General features: G+C 71.1%; 16 protein-coding genes. 10 read left to right on the plus strand and 6 right to left on the minus strand.

Annotated elements, in window-relative coordinates; translation table 11 throughout:
* Nucleotides 1-160 precede the first annotated feature (160 nt).
* The 6 genes from AB0O01_RS06935 to AB0O01_RS06960 all read left to right on the plus strand — a co-directional run bounded on the left by AB0O01_RS06935 (nucleotide 161) and on the right by AB0O01_RS06960 (nucleotide 6,429).
* Complete coding sequence (locus tag AB0O01_RS06935) at nucleotides 161-1,786, plus strand: potassium/proton antiporter (RefSeq protein WP_365311436.1); 1,626 nt, start codon at nucleotides 161-163, stop codon at nucleotides 1,784-1,786.
* Between the two features lie 456 nt (nucleotides 1,787-2,242).
* Entirely contained in the window at nucleotides 2,243-3,535 is a 1,293-nt protein-coding gene (locus tag AB0O01_RS06940; RefSeq protein ID WP_365311437.1) for an MFS transporter, read from the plus strand.
* A gap of 67 nt (nucleotides 3,536-3,602) precedes the next feature.
* Nucleotides 3,603-3,977 (plus strand): FmdB family zinc ribbon protein, encoded by a 375-nt coding sequence (locus AB0O01_RS06945; protein WP_365311438.1) that lies wholly within the window; start codon nucleotides 3,603-3,605, stop codon nucleotides 3,975-3,977.
* 145 nt (nucleotides 3,978-4,122) lie between these two features.
* A complete protein-coding gene (locus AB0O01_RS06950; protein ID WP_365311439.1) occupies nucleotides 4,123-4,959 on the plus strand; it encodes an S-methyl-5'-thioadenosine phosphorylase in 837 nt (278 codons plus the stop codon).
* Nucleotides 4,960-5,319: 360 nt separating this feature from the next.
* Entirely contained in the window at nucleotides 5,320-5,772 is a 453-nt protein-coding gene (locus AB0O01_RS06955) for a hypothetical protein (protein WP_365311440.1), read from the plus strand.
* A 180-nt stretch (nucleotides 5,773-5,952) separates the two neighbouring features.
* Entirely contained in the window at nucleotides 5,953-6,429 is a 477-nt protein-coding gene (locus AB0O01_RS06960) for an MscL family protein (protein WP_365311441.1), read from the plus strand.
* Nucleotides 6,430-6,520: 91 nt separating this feature from the next.
* Here the strand turns inward: AB0O01_RS06960 and AB0O01_RS06965 are convergent, their stop codons facing one another.
* Nucleotides 6,521-6,700: a hypothetical protein gene (locus AB0O01_RS06965; RefSeq protein WP_365311442.1), complete on the minus strand. Its 180-nt coding sequence runs from the start codon at nucleotides 6,698-6,700 to the stop codon at nucleotides 6,521-6,523.
* An 86-nt stretch (nucleotides 6,701-6,786) separates the two neighbouring features.
* On the opposite strand from AB0O01_RS06965, the gene AB0O01_RS06970 reads away from it, so the two are divergent.
* On the plus strand, nucleotides 6,787-8,028 hold the full coding sequence (locus tag AB0O01_RS06970; RefSeq protein ID WP_365311443.1) for a low temperature requirement protein A: 1,242 nt from the start codon (nucleotides 6,787-6,789) through the stop codon (nucleotides 8,026-8,028).
* A gap of 228 nt (nucleotides 8,029-8,256) precedes the next feature.
* Complete coding sequence (locus AB0O01_RS06975; RefSeq protein WP_365311444.1) at nucleotides 8,257-9,285, plus strand: P1 family peptidase; 1,029 nt, start codon at nucleotides 8,257-8,259, stop codon at nucleotides 9,283-9,285.
* Nucleotides 9,286-9,401: 116 nt separating this feature from the next.
* Here the strand turns inward: AB0O01_RS06975 and AB0O01_RS06980 are convergent, their stop codons facing one another.
* From AB0O01_RS06980 to AB0O01_RS06995, 4 genes are all read right to left on the minus strand, one after another.
* Entirely contained in the window at nucleotides 9,402-9,665 is a 264-nt protein-coding gene (locus tag AB0O01_RS06980; RefSeq protein ID WP_365311445.1) for a hypothetical protein, read from the minus strand.
* 4 nt (nucleotides 9,666-9,669) lie between these two features.
* Nucleotides 9,670-9,900 carry a hypothetical protein gene (locus AB0O01_RS06985; RefSeq protein WP_365311446.1) on the minus strand — a complete coding sequence of 77 codons (231 nt, stop codon included), beginning with the start codon at nucleotides 9,898-9,900 and terminating at the stop codon, nucleotides 9,670-9,672.
* Nucleotides 9,901-10,154: 254 nt separating this feature from the next.
* Nucleotides 10,155-11,411, minus strand: coding sequence for a transcriptional regulator (locus AB0O01_RS06990; RefSeq protein WP_365311447.1), 1,257 nt, complete (start codon nucleotides 11,409-11,411; stop codon nucleotides 10,155-10,157).
* A gap of 622 nt (nucleotides 11,412-12,033) precedes the next feature.
* The gene (locus tag AB0O01_RS06995) at nucleotides 12,034-13,218 is read right to left on the minus strand and encodes a helix-turn-helix transcriptional regulator (RefSeq protein WP_365311448.1); all 1,185 of its coding nucleotides are present in this window, start codon (nucleotides 13,216-13,218) and stop codon (nucleotides 12,034-12,036) included.
* Nucleotides 13,219-13,451: 233 nt separating this feature from the next.
* Here AB0O01_RS06995 and AB0O01_RS07000 point away from each other — a divergent pair, with 233 nt between their 5' ends.
* Both AB0O01_RS07000 and AB0O01_RS07005 read left to right on the plus strand, forming a co-directional pair.
* Nucleotides 13,452-14,675, plus strand: a complete 1,224-nt coding sequence (locus AB0O01_RS07000; RefSeq protein WP_365311449.1) for an Ig-like domain-containing protein — start codon at nucleotides 13,452-13,454, stop codon at nucleotides 14,673-14,675.
* A gap of 371 nt (nucleotides 14,676-15,046) precedes the next feature.
* A complete protein-coding gene (locus AB0O01_RS07005) occupies nucleotides 15,047-15,793 on the plus strand; it encodes a DUF6227 family protein (RefSeq protein WP_365311450.1) in 747 nt (248 codons plus the stop codon).
* A gap of 133 nt (nucleotides 15,794-15,926) precedes the next feature.
* Here AB0O01_RS07005 and AB0O01_RS07010 read toward each other — a convergent pair whose 3' ends face one another.
* Nucleotides 15,927-16,193, minus strand: a complete 267-nt coding sequence (locus AB0O01_RS07010; protein ID WP_365311451.1) for a hypothetical protein — start codon at nucleotides 16,191-16,193, stop codon at nucleotides 15,927-15,929.
* Nucleotides 16,194-16,283 lie beyond the last annotated feature (90 nt).

Genomic DNA, 16,283 nt, shown 5'->3' on the forward strand with positions numbered 1-16,283 from the left:
CGCGGACCGGGGAACCGGCGCGCACGAGCGTTCGATCTTGTCCCGGATCCGCGTCAAGAAAGCGTCAAGAGTTAGGTAAGGTAACGAAGTAATAGGACCGGAGGGCGTTACGCCCGCCCCGTGTCCGGTGTACGGGTCTGCTCATGCGCGGGACACGCGCGTGGGCCAGGGAAGGGAACGGCCGCTGACTGTCCACGACCTCAACGAACTCCTGCTCGTCTGCTCGCTCGTCCTGCTCGTCGCCGTCGCGGCCGTCCGGATCTCCTCGCGCAGCGGGCTCCCCAGCCTGCTCGTGTACCTGGGCATCGGCGTCGCGATGGGACAGGACGGCGTCGGCGACATCCAATTCGACAACGCCGAACTGACCCAGGTCATCGGATACGCGGCCCTGGTCGTGATCCTGGCCGAGGGCGGGCTCGGCACGAAGTGGAAGGAGATCAAACCGGCCCTGCCCGCGGCCTCCGCGCTGGCCCTGGCCGGGGTCGCGGTGAGCGTCGGGGTCACGGCCACGGCCGCGCACTACCTGGTCGGGCTGGACTGGCGGCAGGCGCTGATCATCGGGGCCGTGGTGTCCTCCACGGACGCGGCGGCGGTCTTCTCGGTGCTGCGCAGGATTCCGCTGCCCGCGCGCGTGACGGGCACCCTGGAGGCCGAGTCCGGCTTCAACGACGCCCCGGTGGTCATCCTGGTCGTCGCCTTCTCCACCGCCGGGCCGATCGACCACTGGTACGTCCTGCTGGGCACGATAGCGATGGAGCTGGCCATCGGCGCCGCCATCGGCCTCGCGGTCGGGTTCCTGGGCGCCTGGGGGCTGCGCCACATCGCGCTGCCCGCCTCCGGTCTCTATCCGATCGCCGTCATGGCCATCGCCGTCACCGCCTACGCGGCCGGCGCGCTCGCCCACGGCAGCGGCTTCCTCGCCGTCTATCTGGCCGCCATGGTGCTGGGCAACGCCCGGCTGCCGCACGCGCCCGCCACCCGCGGGTTCGCCGACGGGCTCGGCTGGATCGCCCAGATCGGCATGTTCGTGCTGCTCGGCCTGCTGGTCACCCCGCACGAACTGGGCGACGACATCATCCCGGCCCTGCTCATCGGGCTGGTGCTGACCATGGTGGCGCGTCCGCTGAGCGTGGTGCTGTGCCTGGTGCCGTTCCGGGTGCCCTGGCCGGAGCAGGCCCTGATGTCCTGGGCGGGGCTGCGCGGCGCGGTGCCCATCATCCTGGCGACCATCCCCATGGTGAACGGCGTCGAGGGCAGCCGCACGATCTTCAACGTCGTCTTCGTGCTGGTCGTCGTCTACACCCTGATCCAGGGGCCGACCCTGCCCTGGCTGGCCCGCAAGCTGAAGCTCGGCAAGGGCGCCGAGGCGGCCGACCTGGGCATCGAATCGGCCCCCCTGGAGCGGCTGCGCGGCCATCTGCTGTCGGTCGCCATCCCCGAGGGCTCGCGGATGCACGGCGTCGAGGTCCATGAGCTGCGGCTCCCGGCGGGCGCCGCGGTCACCCTGGTCGTCCGGGAAGGAAAATCGTTCGTTCCCTCGCCGACCACGGTGCTGCGACGCGGCGACGAGCTCCTCGTCGTCGCCACCGACCCGGTCCGCGACGCCGCCGAGGCCCGCCTCCGCGCGGTCGGCCACGGCGGCAAGCTGGCGGGGTGGCTGGGGCAGAACGGGGTGCGCCCGGGGGCGGGGCCCGGGACGGGCCCGGGAGCGGGAGCCGGGCGCGGGCCGGGGTCGGGGTCCCGGCCGGGGCCGGGCTCCGGGGCGACGGGGGTGCGGCGGCGGTAGGGGGCACCTGCCGGTGGGGGTGTGTGTCTGGGCGGGGCGCCTGTGGGTGGGGTGCGTGCGTGTGGGCGGGGGCCCGCGGGTGAGGTGCAGGTGTCTGGGACGGTGGCCCTGGATGGGGTGCGGGTGTCTGGGACGGTGGCCCGCGGGTGGGGCGCGTGCCTCTGGGCGGGGCCCCGCGGGTGGGGGTCTGTGTTCGGGCGGGGTCTCCGCAGGTGGGGTACGTGTGCCTGGACGGGCCCGATGGGCCGGTGGGCGGCCGATCGGTCCGCACCCTTGTACGATGGGGACGGATCTGATCGAACCGACTCTGCCTGACGCAGAGCTGGCGCGACGACCGTATGGCGGCCGGAAGCACCTCGCAGTGGATGCCGGTATCTACCGCAGTTCCGCGCAAGAGGACAGCTCTCGGCGCCCCCCGCACGGGCGCGCTACCAGGCGGCAGAAAGGCACGGGGCCGTGGCATCCACGGTCACCGGCGAGCCGTCCGAGGACTCGCCGAACCTTTCCCGTCCGGGCTACGGACAACTGCTGCGCACCCGGGGCGCCTGGACGTTCCTGCTCCCCGGCTTCGCCGCGCGGCAGCCGTTCGCGATGCTCACCCTCTCCATCGTGCTGCTGGTGCAGCACACCACCGGCTCCTACGGCGCGGCGGGCGCCGTCGCGGCCGTCACCGGCGTCTCCATGGCGCTCTTCGCGCCCTTCACGGGCCGCCTCGCCGACCGCCACGGACAGCGCGCGGTGCTGCTCCCCGGGGTCCTGGCGCACGCCCTGTCCGGTGTCGCCCTGACCGCGCTGGCGCTGTCCGGCGCGCCCCTGTGGGCGCTGTTCGCGGCGGCCGTCCCCACCGGCGCCTCCGTGCCGCAGATCGGCCCCATGGTCCGGGCCCGCTGGGCCGCCCGGCTCCAGGGCACGCCCCTGATGAGCACGGCCGCCGCCTTCGAGTCCGTCACGGACGAGCTGACCTTCGTCGTCGGACCGCTGCTGGCGACCGCCCTGTGCACCACCGTCGACCCGGCCGCCGGGCTGCTCACCGAGGCCGGGCTCACCCTGGTGGGCGGTCTGCTGTTCGCCGCCCAGAAGAAGAGCCAGCCCCCGGTGTCCGCCACGCTCCACGCGCGCGTGGAGCACGCCTCCGCGCTGCGGGTGCCCGGCGTACGCGTCCTGATCGTGGCGTTCCTGGGCATCGGGGCGGTCTTCGGCGGGATGCAGGTCTCGCTGGCCGCGTTCAGCGAGTCCATCGGCGAACCGGGACTGAACGGCGTCCTGTACGGCGTCTTCGCGGCGGGCAACATGATCGCCGGCCTCGTCTGCGGCGCCGTCGCCTGGAAGTCCGCCCCGCAGCACCGGCTGGTCGTCGGCTACGCGGCGCTCGCGCTGACCGCGTCGGGTCTCTGGGCGGCGCAGTCGGCGCCGGTCCTGGCCGGGGTCGGCCTGCTGGTCGGCATGTCCATCGCCCCTGCCCTGATCACCGGGTACACCCTGGTCGACGGCCTGGTACCGGCCGGGGCCCGCACGGAGGCGTTCACCTGGCTGACCGGCGCGGTCGCCCTGGGACAGGCGGCGGCCGTGACCGTCGCCGGACAACTGGAGGACCGCTTCTGGGACGGCGCCGGGTTCCTGGTGCCGATGGGCGGGACCCTGCTGGCCCTGGTGACGCTCCTGGCCCTGCGCTCCCGGCTCACTCCGCGCCCCCGGGGCCGTACGGTGGCGCGTGGCGTGGGTCACCGCGCCCCGGTGGCGGTGGACTGATCCCGAGGAATACGTCACTATGGACCGTCGTTAGCACTCATCGAGTGAGAGTGCCAGGAGGAAGACAGTGCCGACGTACCAGTACCAGTGCACCGAGTGCGGCGAGGGCCTCGAGGCGGTGCAGAAGTTCACCGACGACGCCCTGACCGAGTGCCCCACCTGCGGTGGCCGCCTCAAGAAGGTGTTCTCCGCGGTAGGCATCGTCTTCAAGGGCTCGGGCTTCTACCGCAACGACAGCCGCGGCTCCTCGTCGAGCAGCGCGCCGGCGTCGAAGTCGGCCGCGAACGGGGACGCGAAGTCGTCGTCGTCCTCCGACTCCAAGTCGTCGACCTCGTCGTCTGAGTCCTCTTCCGCTGCCTCGTCTTCCTCTTCGTCGTCCTCCGACGCGAAGTCCTCGAAGCCGGCCGGCTCGGGCAGCTCCACCAGCAGCTCGGCGGCCTGACCGCCGCCCACCGGCTCCGCCCGCCCCGCCGTCCGCGCGACGACGGGGCTTTCGGCGTTCCGGGGCCGCGGGGTTGCCCGTGACGGGGTCCGACGGTCTCCCGCGTCCACCGCGCACGGGCCGCCCTCCGACTAATGTGCTGGGCATGGCGAACGCAGAGATCGGTGTAATCGGCGGCTCCGGCTTCTACTCGTTCCTCGACGAGGTGACCGAGGTCCAGGTCGACACCCCGTACGGGCCGCCCAGTGACTCCCTCTTCCTCGGCGAGATCGCCGACCGGCGGGTCGCCTTCCTGCCCCGGCACGGCCGCGGACACCATCTGCCGCCGCACCGCATCAACTACCGGGCCAACCTCTGGGCGCTGCGTTCCCTCGGGGTGCGCCAGGTCCTCGGCCCGAGCGCGGTGGGCGGCCTGCGGCCCGAGTACGGCCCGGGAACCCTGCTGGTCCCCGACCAGCTCGTGGACCGCACGAAGGGGACCCGGCCCCAGACGTTCTACGACGGGCTGCCGCTGCCCGACGGGTCCGTGTCCAACGTCGTCCATGTGTCCTTCGCCGACCCGTACTGCCCCGTCGGCCGGGCGGGGGCGCTCAAGGCGGCGCGCGGCCGGGACTGGGAGGCGGTGGACGGCGGGACGCTGGTCGTGATCGAGGGACCGCGCTTCTCCACCCGCGCCGAGTCGCTGTGGCACACCGCGCAGGGCTGGTCGGTGGTGGGGATGACCGGGCACCCGGAGGCGTCGCTCGCCCGGGAGCTGGAGCTGTGCTACTCGTCGCTGACGCTGGTCACGGACCTGGACGCGGGCACCGAGAGCGGCGAGGGCGTCTCGCACGACGAGGTGCTGAGGGTGTTCGCGGCCAATGTCGACCGGCTGCGGGACGTGCTCTTCGACACGGTGGCCGCGCTGCCGTCGAACGAGGCGCGGGACTGTCTGTGCGCGAACGCGCTGAACGGGGCGGATCCGGGGATCGCGCTGCCGTAGGCGGAGAGGTGGGGCGGGGATCACGTTGCCGTGGGTGGGGCGGGGTCAGGTGGGTTATGGAGGACGCGCGGGGGGGGCGGAACTCCTCGTTCGGGTGGCGGAGTTGTCCACAACCGGCGAGTAGGACACGGGCTCCGGCGGGGATCGGCGGAAAGCCTCATCGTGGGCTGAGCAGCCGATTCCGCTCGCTCTCCCTCCCGCTCACAGGTGGTGACCGCCGTGCCCGTTCCGCCCTCTCCCCTCTCCCTTCCTTCCCCTCACCGCCTCCCGGGTGACCCGACCCCGGAGCCGTGGCCGTCCGGCGGTGAGGTGCCGCCGCCCCGGGCGGTGCCGCAGTTCGCGCCCGTGCGGGTACGTGGTGTGCGGTACGGGCCGTGGCGGCGGCGGTGGGTGCGGCGGGGTGGGCGGGGGCTCGCCGCCGGGCTGGCGCTGATCGCCGCCGCCGTGGTCGTGATCGTGGCGGACACGGGGGGTGGTGGTGGGCGGGCGCGGGGGCATCCCGCCCCGGCCGGGGCGGGTGAGGAGCGGCGGGCCGAGCGGGTGACCGCGCCGGTACGGATCGCCGACGGTGCCACGGTCCGGTTGCTGCGGGCCGGTGACCGGGTCGATGTGGTCGCGGCCCAGGAGTCGGCGGCGGGCGGGGACGCGCGCGTGGTGGCGCGGGGCGCGCTGGTGACGGAGGTGCCGGAGCCGGAGCCGGTGGACGAGTCGGCCGGTGCCGGGGCGCTGGTGGTGCTGTCGGTTCCCCGGGCCACGGCCGCGCGGCTGGTCGGCGCGAGCACCACGGGACGGCTGGCGGTGACGCTGTGCTGAACCCGGCGGAGCGTCGGCGGCCGACGGGCTCCCCCTCGCCCCCACCCTTGACTCCGCCCTCGGATCACCTGTCAAGTCCCTCGTTTGGGGGAGGGGATTGGACAGAACGGCCGCGCCCTGACGTAGGTTGCGGACCGATCTGTTCCACCACTTCCCCTCTGCACGAAGGAAGGCTCCGAGGTGAGCGAGAAGAAGGAACCGGGCGTCTGGGACGGCTTCAAGGCCTTTCTGACACGCGGCAACGTCGTCGATCTGGCAGTAGCGGTGGTCATCGGCGCCGCCTTCACCAATGTCGTCAACTCGGTGGTGAAGGGCGTCATCAACCCGCTGGTCGGCGCGATCGGCACACAGAACCTGGACAGCTACAGCTCCTGTCTCAAGGGCCCCTGCGAGAAGGCCGCGGACGGCACGGTCAGCAGTGGCGTGATGATCCTGTGGGGTTCGGTGCTCGGCGCCGCGCTCAGCTTTGTGATCACGGCGGCGGTGGTCTACTTCCTGATGGTGCTGCCGATGGCGAAGTATCTGGCCCGGGTGGAGGCCCGCCGCAAGGCGAAGGAGGGCACCCAGGAGGTGATCGAGGTGAGCGAGCTGGAGGTGCTCAAGGAGATCCGGGACGCGCTGGTCGCCCAGCGCGGGTCGGGCCACGACGAACGGTAGGACAAGCGGCAGGACGGCCGACAGGACGGGCCGCGGCGCGGGCGATGGTGCGGGCGGTGGCGCGGAGGGTGTCCCGCTCCGCCGCCGCGCTTCACAGGTGGTGGGGCGGCTTCTCGTCCAGGAAGCGCTTGAGGTCGTCGGCGGCGCTCTCCGAAGGGGTTCGCTCGCCCCAGCCGCGGTCCGTGTCGTCCGAGGACCGGGTGTCCAGCGGATCGTCGAAGATCAGCGGGGGCTTCGGGGCGCGCGGCTCGGGGTCGGAAGCGGTACTCATACCTCCAGCGTACGGCCCCGGACCGGGGACCCCCGTGGGAGCGTCGGCGCAAGATTTCCGATCCGATGTGGGCTGTTATGGGAGGTATGACCTCCAGCCCGACACCGACTCCCCCGCCCCCGACCCCGCCTCCACCGGGCGCGCTGCGCCCGCTCACCGCGCGGGGCCGTGGCGAGGCGCACCGCGCCTCCACCCCCCTCGAACTCTTCTTCGACCTCTGCTTTGTGGTCGCGGTCGCCCAGGCGGGTGTCCAACTGGTGCACGCGCTGGCCGAGGGGCAGGTCGGCAAGGGGATCCTGAACTACGCCATGGTGTTCTTCGCCATCTGGTGGGCCTGGATGAACTTCACCTGGTTCGCCTCGGCGTACGACAACGACGATGTGCTGTACCGCGTGGTGACGCTGGTCCAGATCGCGGGCGTCCTGGTGCTCGCCGCCGGGATCTCGCGCGCCTTCGAGCAGCACGAGTTCCTGCTGGTCTGGCTGGGCTACGCGATCATGCGGGTGGCGATGGCGTCCCAGTGGCTGCGGGCGGCGAGGAACGCCGAGGGCCCGGAGCGGCGGTGCGCCCTGCGGTACGCGACCGGCATCCTGGTGTGCCAGATCGGCTGGCTGGGGCTGGTGGTGCTGCCGCCGGGGGCGCGGGGCTGGGTGTTTCTGGTGATGGTGGTCGCCGAGTTGTGTGTGCCGCTGCTGTCGGAGCGGGGTTTCGCCACGTCCTGGCATCCGCGGCACATCGCGGAGCGCTATGGGCTGTTCACCATCATCGTGCTGGGCGAGTCGATCGCGGCGGCGACGGTGGCAGTGAAATCGGGGGTGGACGAGAACGAGGCGGTGGGCGATCTGCTGCCGATCGCGGCGGGCGGGCTGCTCATCGTGTTCTCCGCCTGGTGGATCTACTTCGTGGTGCCGATCCACGGGCATCTGCGGAGCAACCGGCAGTCGTTCCTTTGGGGCTACGGCCACTATCTGATCTTCGCGTCGGCGGCGGCGATCGGCGGGGGTCTGGAGGTGGCGGTCGAGCAGGCCGTGCACGAGGCGCACATCTCCAGGCTGGCGGCCTCGGCGGCGGTGACCCTGCCGACGGCGCTGTATCTGCTGGCGGTGTGGGCGCTGCACTCACGCCACTTCAAGGCGGGCATCACCCAGCAACTGGTCCTGCCGACGGCGGCCCTGCTGGTGATCTGCTGCACCTTCCTCGGTCACTGGGCGGTCCTCGCGGCCGGGGTGGTGTCGGCCCTGACGGTGGCGGCCGGGGAGACGCTGACCGCGCGGGGACGGGGAAAGGGGCGGGGACGCACAGCAGGGGCTCCGGCGTCGGCAGCCTGAGACCGCCGGGACGAGACCACCGGCCTCCCCAGCCCACCTCACCCCGGGCCACCTCACCCCCGCCCACCTCTCCGCCGCCCATCCCTCCCCATCCACCCCTCCCCCATCCACCTCACCCTCATCCCGCCCTCACCTCCACCTCCGCCCCAACCCCCACCCGCACGCCCACCCTCACCCGCACCCGCACTCCCACGCGCATCCGCATCCCCACCCGCCAGACTGGGCGGTATGACAGTTGACGCTCTGACGGATGTGGCCGGTCTGCGGGTGGGGCATGCGACCCGGGCCGGGGACGGCCGGCTGACCGGGACGACGGTGGTGCTGGCGCCGGAGGGCGGGGCGGTGGCCGCGGTGGATGTGCGCGGCGGCGGCCCCGGCACCAAGGAGACGGACGCGCTCGACCCACGCAATGTGGTGCAGAAGGTCGAGGCGATCGTCCTCACCGGCGGCAGCGCGTACGGGCTGGACGCGGCGGCCGGGGTGATGGCCTGGCTGGAGGAGCGGGGGCGCGGGGTGCGGGTGGGCCCGGACCCGGCGCATGTGGTGCCGGTGGTGCCCGCGGCGTGCGTCTTCGACCTGGGACGCGGGGGCGTCTTCCGGGCCCGCCCCGACGCGGCGACCGGACGGGACGCCGTGACGGCGGCGGCGGCCGAACCGCTCGGGGCGCCGGTGGCGGAGGGCTGTGTGGGCGCGGGGACGGGCGCGGCGGTGGGCCATGTGAAGGGCGGGGTGGGCACGGCGAGCACGGTGACGGAGTCGGGGTTCACGGTGGCGGCGCTGGTGGTGGCCAACGCGGCGGGCGAGGGGGTGGATCCGGAGACGGGGGTTCTGTACGGGGAGTTGTTCGGCGGGCGGGTGACCTATCCGCCGGCGGAGGTGCACGAGCGGGCGCGCGCCAGGCTGGCGGAGGCGGCGGCCCGCAACTCCCTGCCGCCGCTCAACACCACGCTGGCGGTGGTCGCCACCGACGCGGTGCTCTCCAAGGCCCAGGCCCAGAAGCTCGCCGGGACGTCCCACGACGGCATCGCCCGCGCGGTCCGCCCGGTGCACCTCCTCAACGACGGCGACACGGTCTTCACCCTGGCGACGGGCGCGCGCCCGCTCCCCCCGGAGGAACCCCTGATCCTCAACGAGATCCTGGCGGCGGGCGCGGACACGGTCACCAGGGCCATCACCAAGGCTCTCCGCGCGGCCCACTCCGTGGAGACCGGGGGTGGCCTGTGGCCGTCGTACGGGGAGTTGTACGGGGCGGGGTGAGGGGGTCCCGCCCTGCCTGCGGGGACGGCGCCTGGCGCCGCGCGGAGGGGTGATCGGCCGATGGGTGCCGCCCTCTGTCCGGGGTCTGCCCGTTCCCCGGACAGAGGGCGCGGGTACTACGGGGTGCCGCGCGGGCTGCTCTCCGCGGAGGGTGCGTACCCGTCCGTCTCGTGGTCGGGGTCCCTGTACTCGAAGGTGTGGCAGCCCTGGTGACCCTCGTAGAGGATGCAGGCCATGTCCTCCGGGGTGGGGCCGCTGAGGGTGTTGCAGTCCGGCAGGACGGCGACGCGTTCGGGCACGCCGTCGTTGGGCCATTCGGCCCAGACCTCGCCGTGGCTGGAGTCGTCCAGTTCCCAGTGTCGTTCCTTGCGCAGGGCCATCTCGTCACGCCTCCCGTACGGCGAACCCGCGAACGTCGGGCTGTGCGCCCACGTCGGACAGGCAGCGCAGGCAGCGGCACGGTGGCCAGCGGTCCGAGACCAGCATCAACGGCCCCGGAACACCGCAGAACACCCGCCGCACGACAGGCCCCTTCCGCCTGCCGTCCGGGCCGACCCGGTACATCTCGATCGTCATCCGTGAGTCGCCCGACTCGGGGCGAGTACCGACGTTCACCGAGCCTGCTCCCCGCGCCGGGAACGGCAAGGGCAGGTGCAGCAGGGTGGTAGAGCGCTCAGGGACCTCGCAGAAACCCGGCGGACAATGTAGTGCATGTTGGCGCTCCTTTGCGGCGTCCGACCATGCCCCGGGGCCCTGCCAGGCCACCGGGGTCTTGTCTGAGTTGCCGACGCTAGGAGCGCGGAAGACAGGAAGGGGGCAGAGGCTCTACCCCCTTTCTGAGGGGTACGTTTCCTACCCCCGTTGTGTGGTCACACGGGCACGCACACGTCCCGTGCCAGTTTTTGCGCGTCCTCGCGGACCATGCGAGGACCGGACCTTGCGAGTTCCGGCAGCACGGCACGGGCGTGGAGGTTGTATGTGATCGTCTCGGGCGATTCTTCGTACGCCTTCTTCAACAGAGAGACCGCTGCGAGCCGCTCGCCGGACATTCCGTAGGCGCGTGCGGTTTCGATCAGGTGGTAGGAGCGACGCGTGGCCGACGGAATACGGCTGAGGTCGAGGGCATCCGCGACTTCAAGGGCCTTTGCAGGCTGCACCAGGTCGTTGTGCATGGTGATCGCATAGGCGTCGACGATGCCGCGCCCGAAGACCAGCCAAGGGTGGGAGTAGTCGTCGCCCAATGTTCGTGCGGCGGCATCGGCTTTGTCCCAGTAGTGCCATGCGTCTCCCGTCTGCCCTGTTTTCGCGAAGGACAAGGCGACCGCCAGATAGAGAAGTCCCTGGCGGGCGAGATGCTCCGGGTCCTCGCCGTCCGGCAGGAGCGCCACTGCCTGTTCGGCCAGGTCCACCCTGGCTTCCGCGGCTTCCCCCGCATCGCGGTGGACGTGGTTGACATACCACGCCGCTCCGGCGATCGCTCGTGGGCTGTCGGCATCCTGAGCTGCGGTCATGGCTCGATCGCTGGTGAGGGTGATCAAGTCCGGTACCGGCTGGAAGGACAGGAAGAGTTGGGAGAGGTGGTAGGTCTCGGTCAGGGCGACGAGCGCGCGTCGGCGTTCTGTCCCTTCCAGGACGCGCGCGCTGTGCTGTGTATCGCCGAGGAGTGAGGGCAGCAGGGCTCCGATGCGCGTGCGGTTACCTTCGGACCTGTCCCGGATGCCGGTGCGGCGGTCGGCCGAATGCCAGAGTTTCCATGCCTCGCGTACCCGGGCACCCAGGACCGCGACCGGCTCCGGCTGCCGGTCGGCGGGCTTCAGGCGGAAACTCGTCAGCGCCTGCTTGACGAGAGGGAGCGTGGCGTGTTCCGCCTTGGCATATGTGGTGGCGATGATCCTTTCGTCGCCGGTGAGTTCGGTGATGTCCTCGACACCCAGGGCATGGGCGAGACGGAGCAGTTTGGGAAAGCGCGGTATGCCGATACGGCCGGACTCGATGGCCTTCACCCATTCCGTCGACTGACCCATACGATCGGCAATGATCGGCCGAGTCTTCCCCGCTCGTATCCGTGCGCGCCGGACGCGCTGTCCAAAGGTGAGTGATGATGCGCTGTCGGTGGACTCAGACATGCTGATCTCCGTTCTGCGTCGACATCAGAACGGTACCCCTGGCACGGGGAGGGGAACGGCTATCGCTCCCTGCCGGGCAACCGCCCCGTCGCGGGCACGTTCCGAGAGAGCACCCCGCTCGCGGTGGGGATCGGAGTATTCGCAGGTTCGGTTCGTCGTACGGGGGCATCCCGTCCGACGAACCCGGGAACGTCCGGCTGTGCGCCCACGTCGGACAGACAGAGCGGGCAGCGGCACGGCGGCCAGCGGTTCGAGACCGGCGTCAGCGGCCCCGGAGCGGCACGGAACACCCGTCGCAGGACAGGCCCCTTCCGCCTGCCGTCCGGGCCGACCCGGTACGTCTCGATCGTCATGCGCGACTCGCCCGGCTCGGGTCGGGTACCGACATTCACCGGGCCCTGACCCCGCTCATGCCGGTACCGGGCGATAAGACGCCCAGCGGTCCGGCCGGAAGTGGGCGGATAGGCTTCACCATGTTGACCTGCTCTCTCAGGTTGGCCACGCCCCCGGACGTTCGCGCGTCGCGGGGGTCTTCTGTGTTCACCTCAGAGTGCCGATACAAAAGGGCCGGAACTATCAGACTCCATTGATAGCCCCGGCCATTGAATAACGTTACGTCACGTCACACTCCCAGCCATGCACCGAAATTGCCGAAGGTCTCCGGCATCCGGCGCTTGGCCGCCTCCAGTCCGGCGTATGTCTCGCGCACGGTCGGGTGGTAACGCGTCTGCTGCGGAGCCAGTTTGCGGGCCCTGAGAAGACTTCTGAACGCCGCGTCGGTGCGACCGGTCCACATTTCGGCCCGAGCGATTTCCGCGTGATGGTGCGCCAGACGGGAAACGGGCCAGTCATCAGGGGGCGTGATCTGCTGGGCCTCATGAACCGCCTCGGGATAGAGGTCGAGTTCCGCCAGCACACTCACTCGGTGCACACCGACATTGGTCGGGCCGAAGGACAGCCAGTGCACCTTCTCCGCCGGTCCGGTCTGTGCCGCGATGCGCGCCGCTTCGCCGAGATGGCCCTCGGCCGTGTCCCTGTCCTTGTCACGGCCCGCGAGCACCGCTGCCCCGAGGTGGAGTTGCCCCGTCACGACATCGCGTTCGCGGCCCGGCTCCGCCTGCTGCAAGGCGGCTGCGCCCAGCGCCACGAGGCGCTTTCCCGTCCGGTAGTCGCTGGCCCGCAGGTAGGCCAGGGCGCGGAGATACTGCCGCATGCCGCCGAGCAGTGGATCGGACGCCCGTTGCGCGGCCCAGTCCATGCGGTCCAGCGCCACGGTGCACAGGTCGGGGAACCCGAGCTTGGTCGTCACGTCGTAGGCGGTCCGATAGACGCTTGCGAGTACCCGCCAATTACGGGCGCCGGGGTGCACATGTGCCGCCGTCGTGGCCTCGCAGATCAAACCCGGGAGTTCGGCGGCCACCCGCTTGATGTTCGTCGCGCGCACCAGTGCGCAGAGATTCTCGGCGTGCTCCTCCAACTCCTCGACAGTACGCGGGGCCACGTCCGGATCGGGGCCGAGATCGTAGACGTTCAGCGCCTCGCGAATGGGATTGATCAGCCCGTCGAGATGGTCCTGCCGCAATTCCTCCAGGTAGGGCTGCCCGGTCAGTTCCGTGACCGGCACCGAGAGAGTCCGGGCGAGTGCGCCCATGACCGATGGGCTGGCGGGTATGGCGCCCTGTTCCACTTTTGTGAGCGTGCTGTAGGACACGTGCGAGAGATCCGCCAATTCCCGCTGGGTGAGATGGCGATTTTTGCGCACACGCGCAATGCGCGCGCCTGCGTGGTCTGCACCGTGCTGGGGCATACCGGTCTCCGTTCTGCGTCGACCTCAGAACGGTACCCCTGCCGCAGGGGGGCACAACGGCGCTCGTCCCGGCCGGTCAACCGCCCCCGGCGCGACCCCGTTCCGTGAGATTGTCCCGGTTCTGTCACGTGAGCGCCTTCGTTCCGGTCGGGCGGAACCCGGGGGCGGTGCCCGGCCCTCTCTCCTTGCGCAGGGGAGCGGATCACGGACATCACCGGAAAATGGAGTCACTCGTGGCAACGTCGGACATAGCAACGCGACGCGGAATCGTGGCCGTCGCGGCCCTGGTGGTCGGTGGGCTGGTGCTGACCGCGTGCGGGGGCAGCGCCAACGCCGATGACGACAAGGGGGGCAGCGGCGGGAAGGAATCTGCGCGGCCCGCCGGGGCGCGGATCGTCATCTCGGCGAAGGACGGTTCGACGGGGGCGTCGATCAACTCCACCGGGGTCGAGGTGACCGGCGGCAAGCTGACCGAGGTCACCATGACCGATGTCGGTACGGGCGAGGCGGTGGCCGGGAAGGTCGCGGGCGACGGGGGGAGCTGGAAGCCGGAGGAGCAGTTGGAGCGCGGCACCAAGTACCGGATCTCGGCGAAGGCCGAGGGGACCGACGGGCGGGCCACCGCCTCCGACTCGGTGTTCACGACCGTCACCACCGCCAACAGCTTCATCGGGACCTACACCCCGGACGGCGGGACCACCGTCGGCGTCGGCATGCCCGTGTCGTTCACCTTCGACAAGGCGATCAGCGACAAGAAGTCCGTGCAGTCCGGCATCTCGGTCACCTCCAGCAGCGGTCAGGAGGTCGTCGGGCACTGGTTCGGCGACCAGCGGCTCGACTTCCGGCCGGAGGAGTACTGGAAGGCCGGGTCGAAGGTCACCATGAAGATCGACCTGGACGGCGTCGAAGGCGCCAACGGTGTCTTCGGGGTCCAGAAGAAGAGCGTCACCTTCACCATCGGCCGCTCCCAGGTCTCCACCGTCGATGTGAACACCCAGACCATGACCGTCGAGCGCGACGGCAAGACGGTGAAGTCGGTGCCGATCTCCGCGGGCAGCGCCGAGAATCCCACCTACAACGGGCAGATGGTGATCTCGGAGAAGTTCGAGGAGACCCGGATGGACGGGTCGACGGTCGGCTTCGGCGGCGAGTACGACATCCCGGACGTCCCGCACGCCATGCGGCTCTCCACCTCCGGCACCTTCGTGCACGGCAACTACTGGTACCCCAAGGGCAACCCGCCCTTCGGCGTCCAGGGCACCAGCCACGGCTGCGTCGGCCTCGCGGACGTCCAGGGGGCGCAGGGCGCCACGGACGGCAAGTGGTTCTTCGACAACTCCCTGATCGGGGACGTGGTCGTGGTCAAGAACTCCCCCGACGACACCATCGCCCCCGACAACGGCCTCAACGGCTGGAACATGGCCTGGAGCGAATGGATCGCCGGCAGCGCGAGCTGATCATCCGGATCTCCAGCGCGGTCCCCACCATCCCCAACCATCCCGGACCGCCCCCAACTACCCTCAACCGCCCCCGGCCGTCCTCAACCGCCCCCGGCCGCCCCTGGCCATCCTCAGCGGTCCCGCGGCGATCCCCAGGCGGTTCCCCGGCGATTCCCAAGGTTGCCCCACGTTCCCCAACGATCCGCAAAGATACCCCCCAACCCCTTTCTGACCAGCCCTTCTTGAGGGACCATCAGGCCGCGCGGGAACTTCCCGCGCGGCCCGTGAGTTTTCTCTGCGTACGTTTTCTCGGTTCCCGGACATGATGTCCGACCGAGGGGCTACGGTATGCACCCACAAGGTGACACGCAGCAACGCCGGGAGAAACCTTGAGCGTTCCGTACGAGACCGCAGCGTACGAACCACCTGAGTCGCCGGAGTCTCCGGAGGAGCATCTCGCGCGACTGCTCGGCCGTGCCCTCAACTCCTTCGAGCTGCCCGACGACACCATCAGGCAGCTCGACTGCGCGCTGGCGCACGACACATCCCTGCACTCCGCGCACCACAGCGCGGGCCTGCACCGGGAGACGTACCGGCACACCTGGCTGCTGGCCGACGGTTCGGCCCGCACGCTCTGGGAGCTGGTGCACAACACCAGACCGGGCAGCGGCCCGCAGCACGAGGTGTATGTCGACGAGGAGGAGCTGCGCGCCGCCACCGGCCGCCTCCCGCTCCCGCCGGACACGCCCGATTTCGAGCTGCCGGTGCAGGTGCGGCTGCCGCCCGTCCCCGGACCCCGGCACGCCTATGTGCCGGACGACTCCGCGGACCACGCACGCCGGGTGCTGCGCCGCGCGGAGAACGCGGACCGGCCCGACCCGGCCACGGCGACGCTGCTCACCACGGCGTTCGCCCACCAGATCACCCAGGCGTTCGGGCGGCCCTGCCGGGCCGGGCGCGCGGGGCTCTGCTTCTCGCTCTACGAGCACGCGTTCCTGCTGCGCGACGGCCGGGAGATCTCCCTGTGGGAGGTCGAGCACACGGCCACCCCGGACGGCCGGCACATGTGCGAGGTCTATCTCACCGAGGAGGCCGCCCGGGACGCGATGGAGCGGCGGGCATCGCATTTACCCTGAGCACGGGCACGGGCACGGGCACAGATACAGGCGTGGGCACGGATACGGGCACGGGCACGGGCACGGATATGAGCACGGATACGGGCACGGGCACGGTTCGCGCTTCGGGGCGGGACGCCTCCGCCCCACCCCCTCACCGTGACTCCTCCAGGCCCCGTACCAGCCCCGCGAAGGCGTCCTGTTCGGCCGGTGTCAGTTCCACGGACTCCAGCGGCGGAGCGGACTGACGCCCCTGCGGAAGCGCCGCCAGGGTGTGCGCCCCGACCGGGCCGGAGTGCCAGAGGGCGTAGCCGGAGCGGCCGTCGCGCAGGATCCGCACCACGGCGACGACCCAGACGACCGCGCACAGCACGAGGACGGCGGTGCCCGCCCACTGGAGGGGCGTGAAGTTCTCGGGCATGCACCCCAGTAGACAGCACGGCCCGGGACTTGTGCCCCGGACCGTGATCTATCTCGCAGGCCACGCGAACGACTCACAGCAACCCACAGC

The sequence above is a fragment of the Streptomyces sp. NPDC093252 genome, assembly GCF_040683675.1.
Taxonomy (GTDB): domain Bacteria; phylum Actinomycetota; class Actinomycetes; order Streptomycetales; family Streptomycetaceae; genus Streptomyces.

Excerpts from the sequence above, each read along its gene's own strand:
- AB0O01_RS06980 (WP_365311445.1), bottom strand. The coding sequence starts at position 9,665 with ATGGCCCTGCGCAAGGAACGACACTGGGAACTGGACGACTCCAGCCAC.
- AB0O01_RS06965 (WP_365311442.1), bottom strand. The coding sequence starts at position 6,700 with ATGAGTACCGCTTCCGACCCCGAGCCGCGCGCCCCGAAGCCCCCGCTG.
- AB0O01_RS06970 (WP_365311443.1), top strand. The coding sequence starts at position 6,787 with ATGACCTCCAGCCCGACACCGACTCCCCCGCCCCCGACCCCGCCTCCA.
- AB0O01_RS06990 (WP_365311447.1), bottom strand. The coding sequence starts at position 11,411 with ATGTCTGAGTCCACCGACAGCGCATCATCACTCACCTTTGGACAGCGC.
- AB0O01_RS06975 (WP_365311444.1), top strand. The coding sequence starts at position 8,257 with ATGACAGTTGACGCTCTGACGGATGTGGCCGGTCTGCGGGTGGGGCAT.
- AB0O01_RS06950 (WP_365311439.1), top strand. The coding sequence starts at position 4,123 with ATGGCGAACGCAGAGATCGGTGTAATCGGCGGCTCCGGCTTCTACTCG.
- AB0O01_RS07010 (WP_365311451.1), bottom strand. The coding sequence starts at position 16,193 with ATGCCCGAGAACTTCACGCCCCTCCAGTGGGCGGGCACCGCCGTCCTC.
- AB0O01_RS06995 (WP_365311448.1), bottom strand. The coding sequence starts at position 13,218 with ATGCCCCAGCACGGTGCAGACCACGCAGGCGCGCGCATTGCGCGTGTG.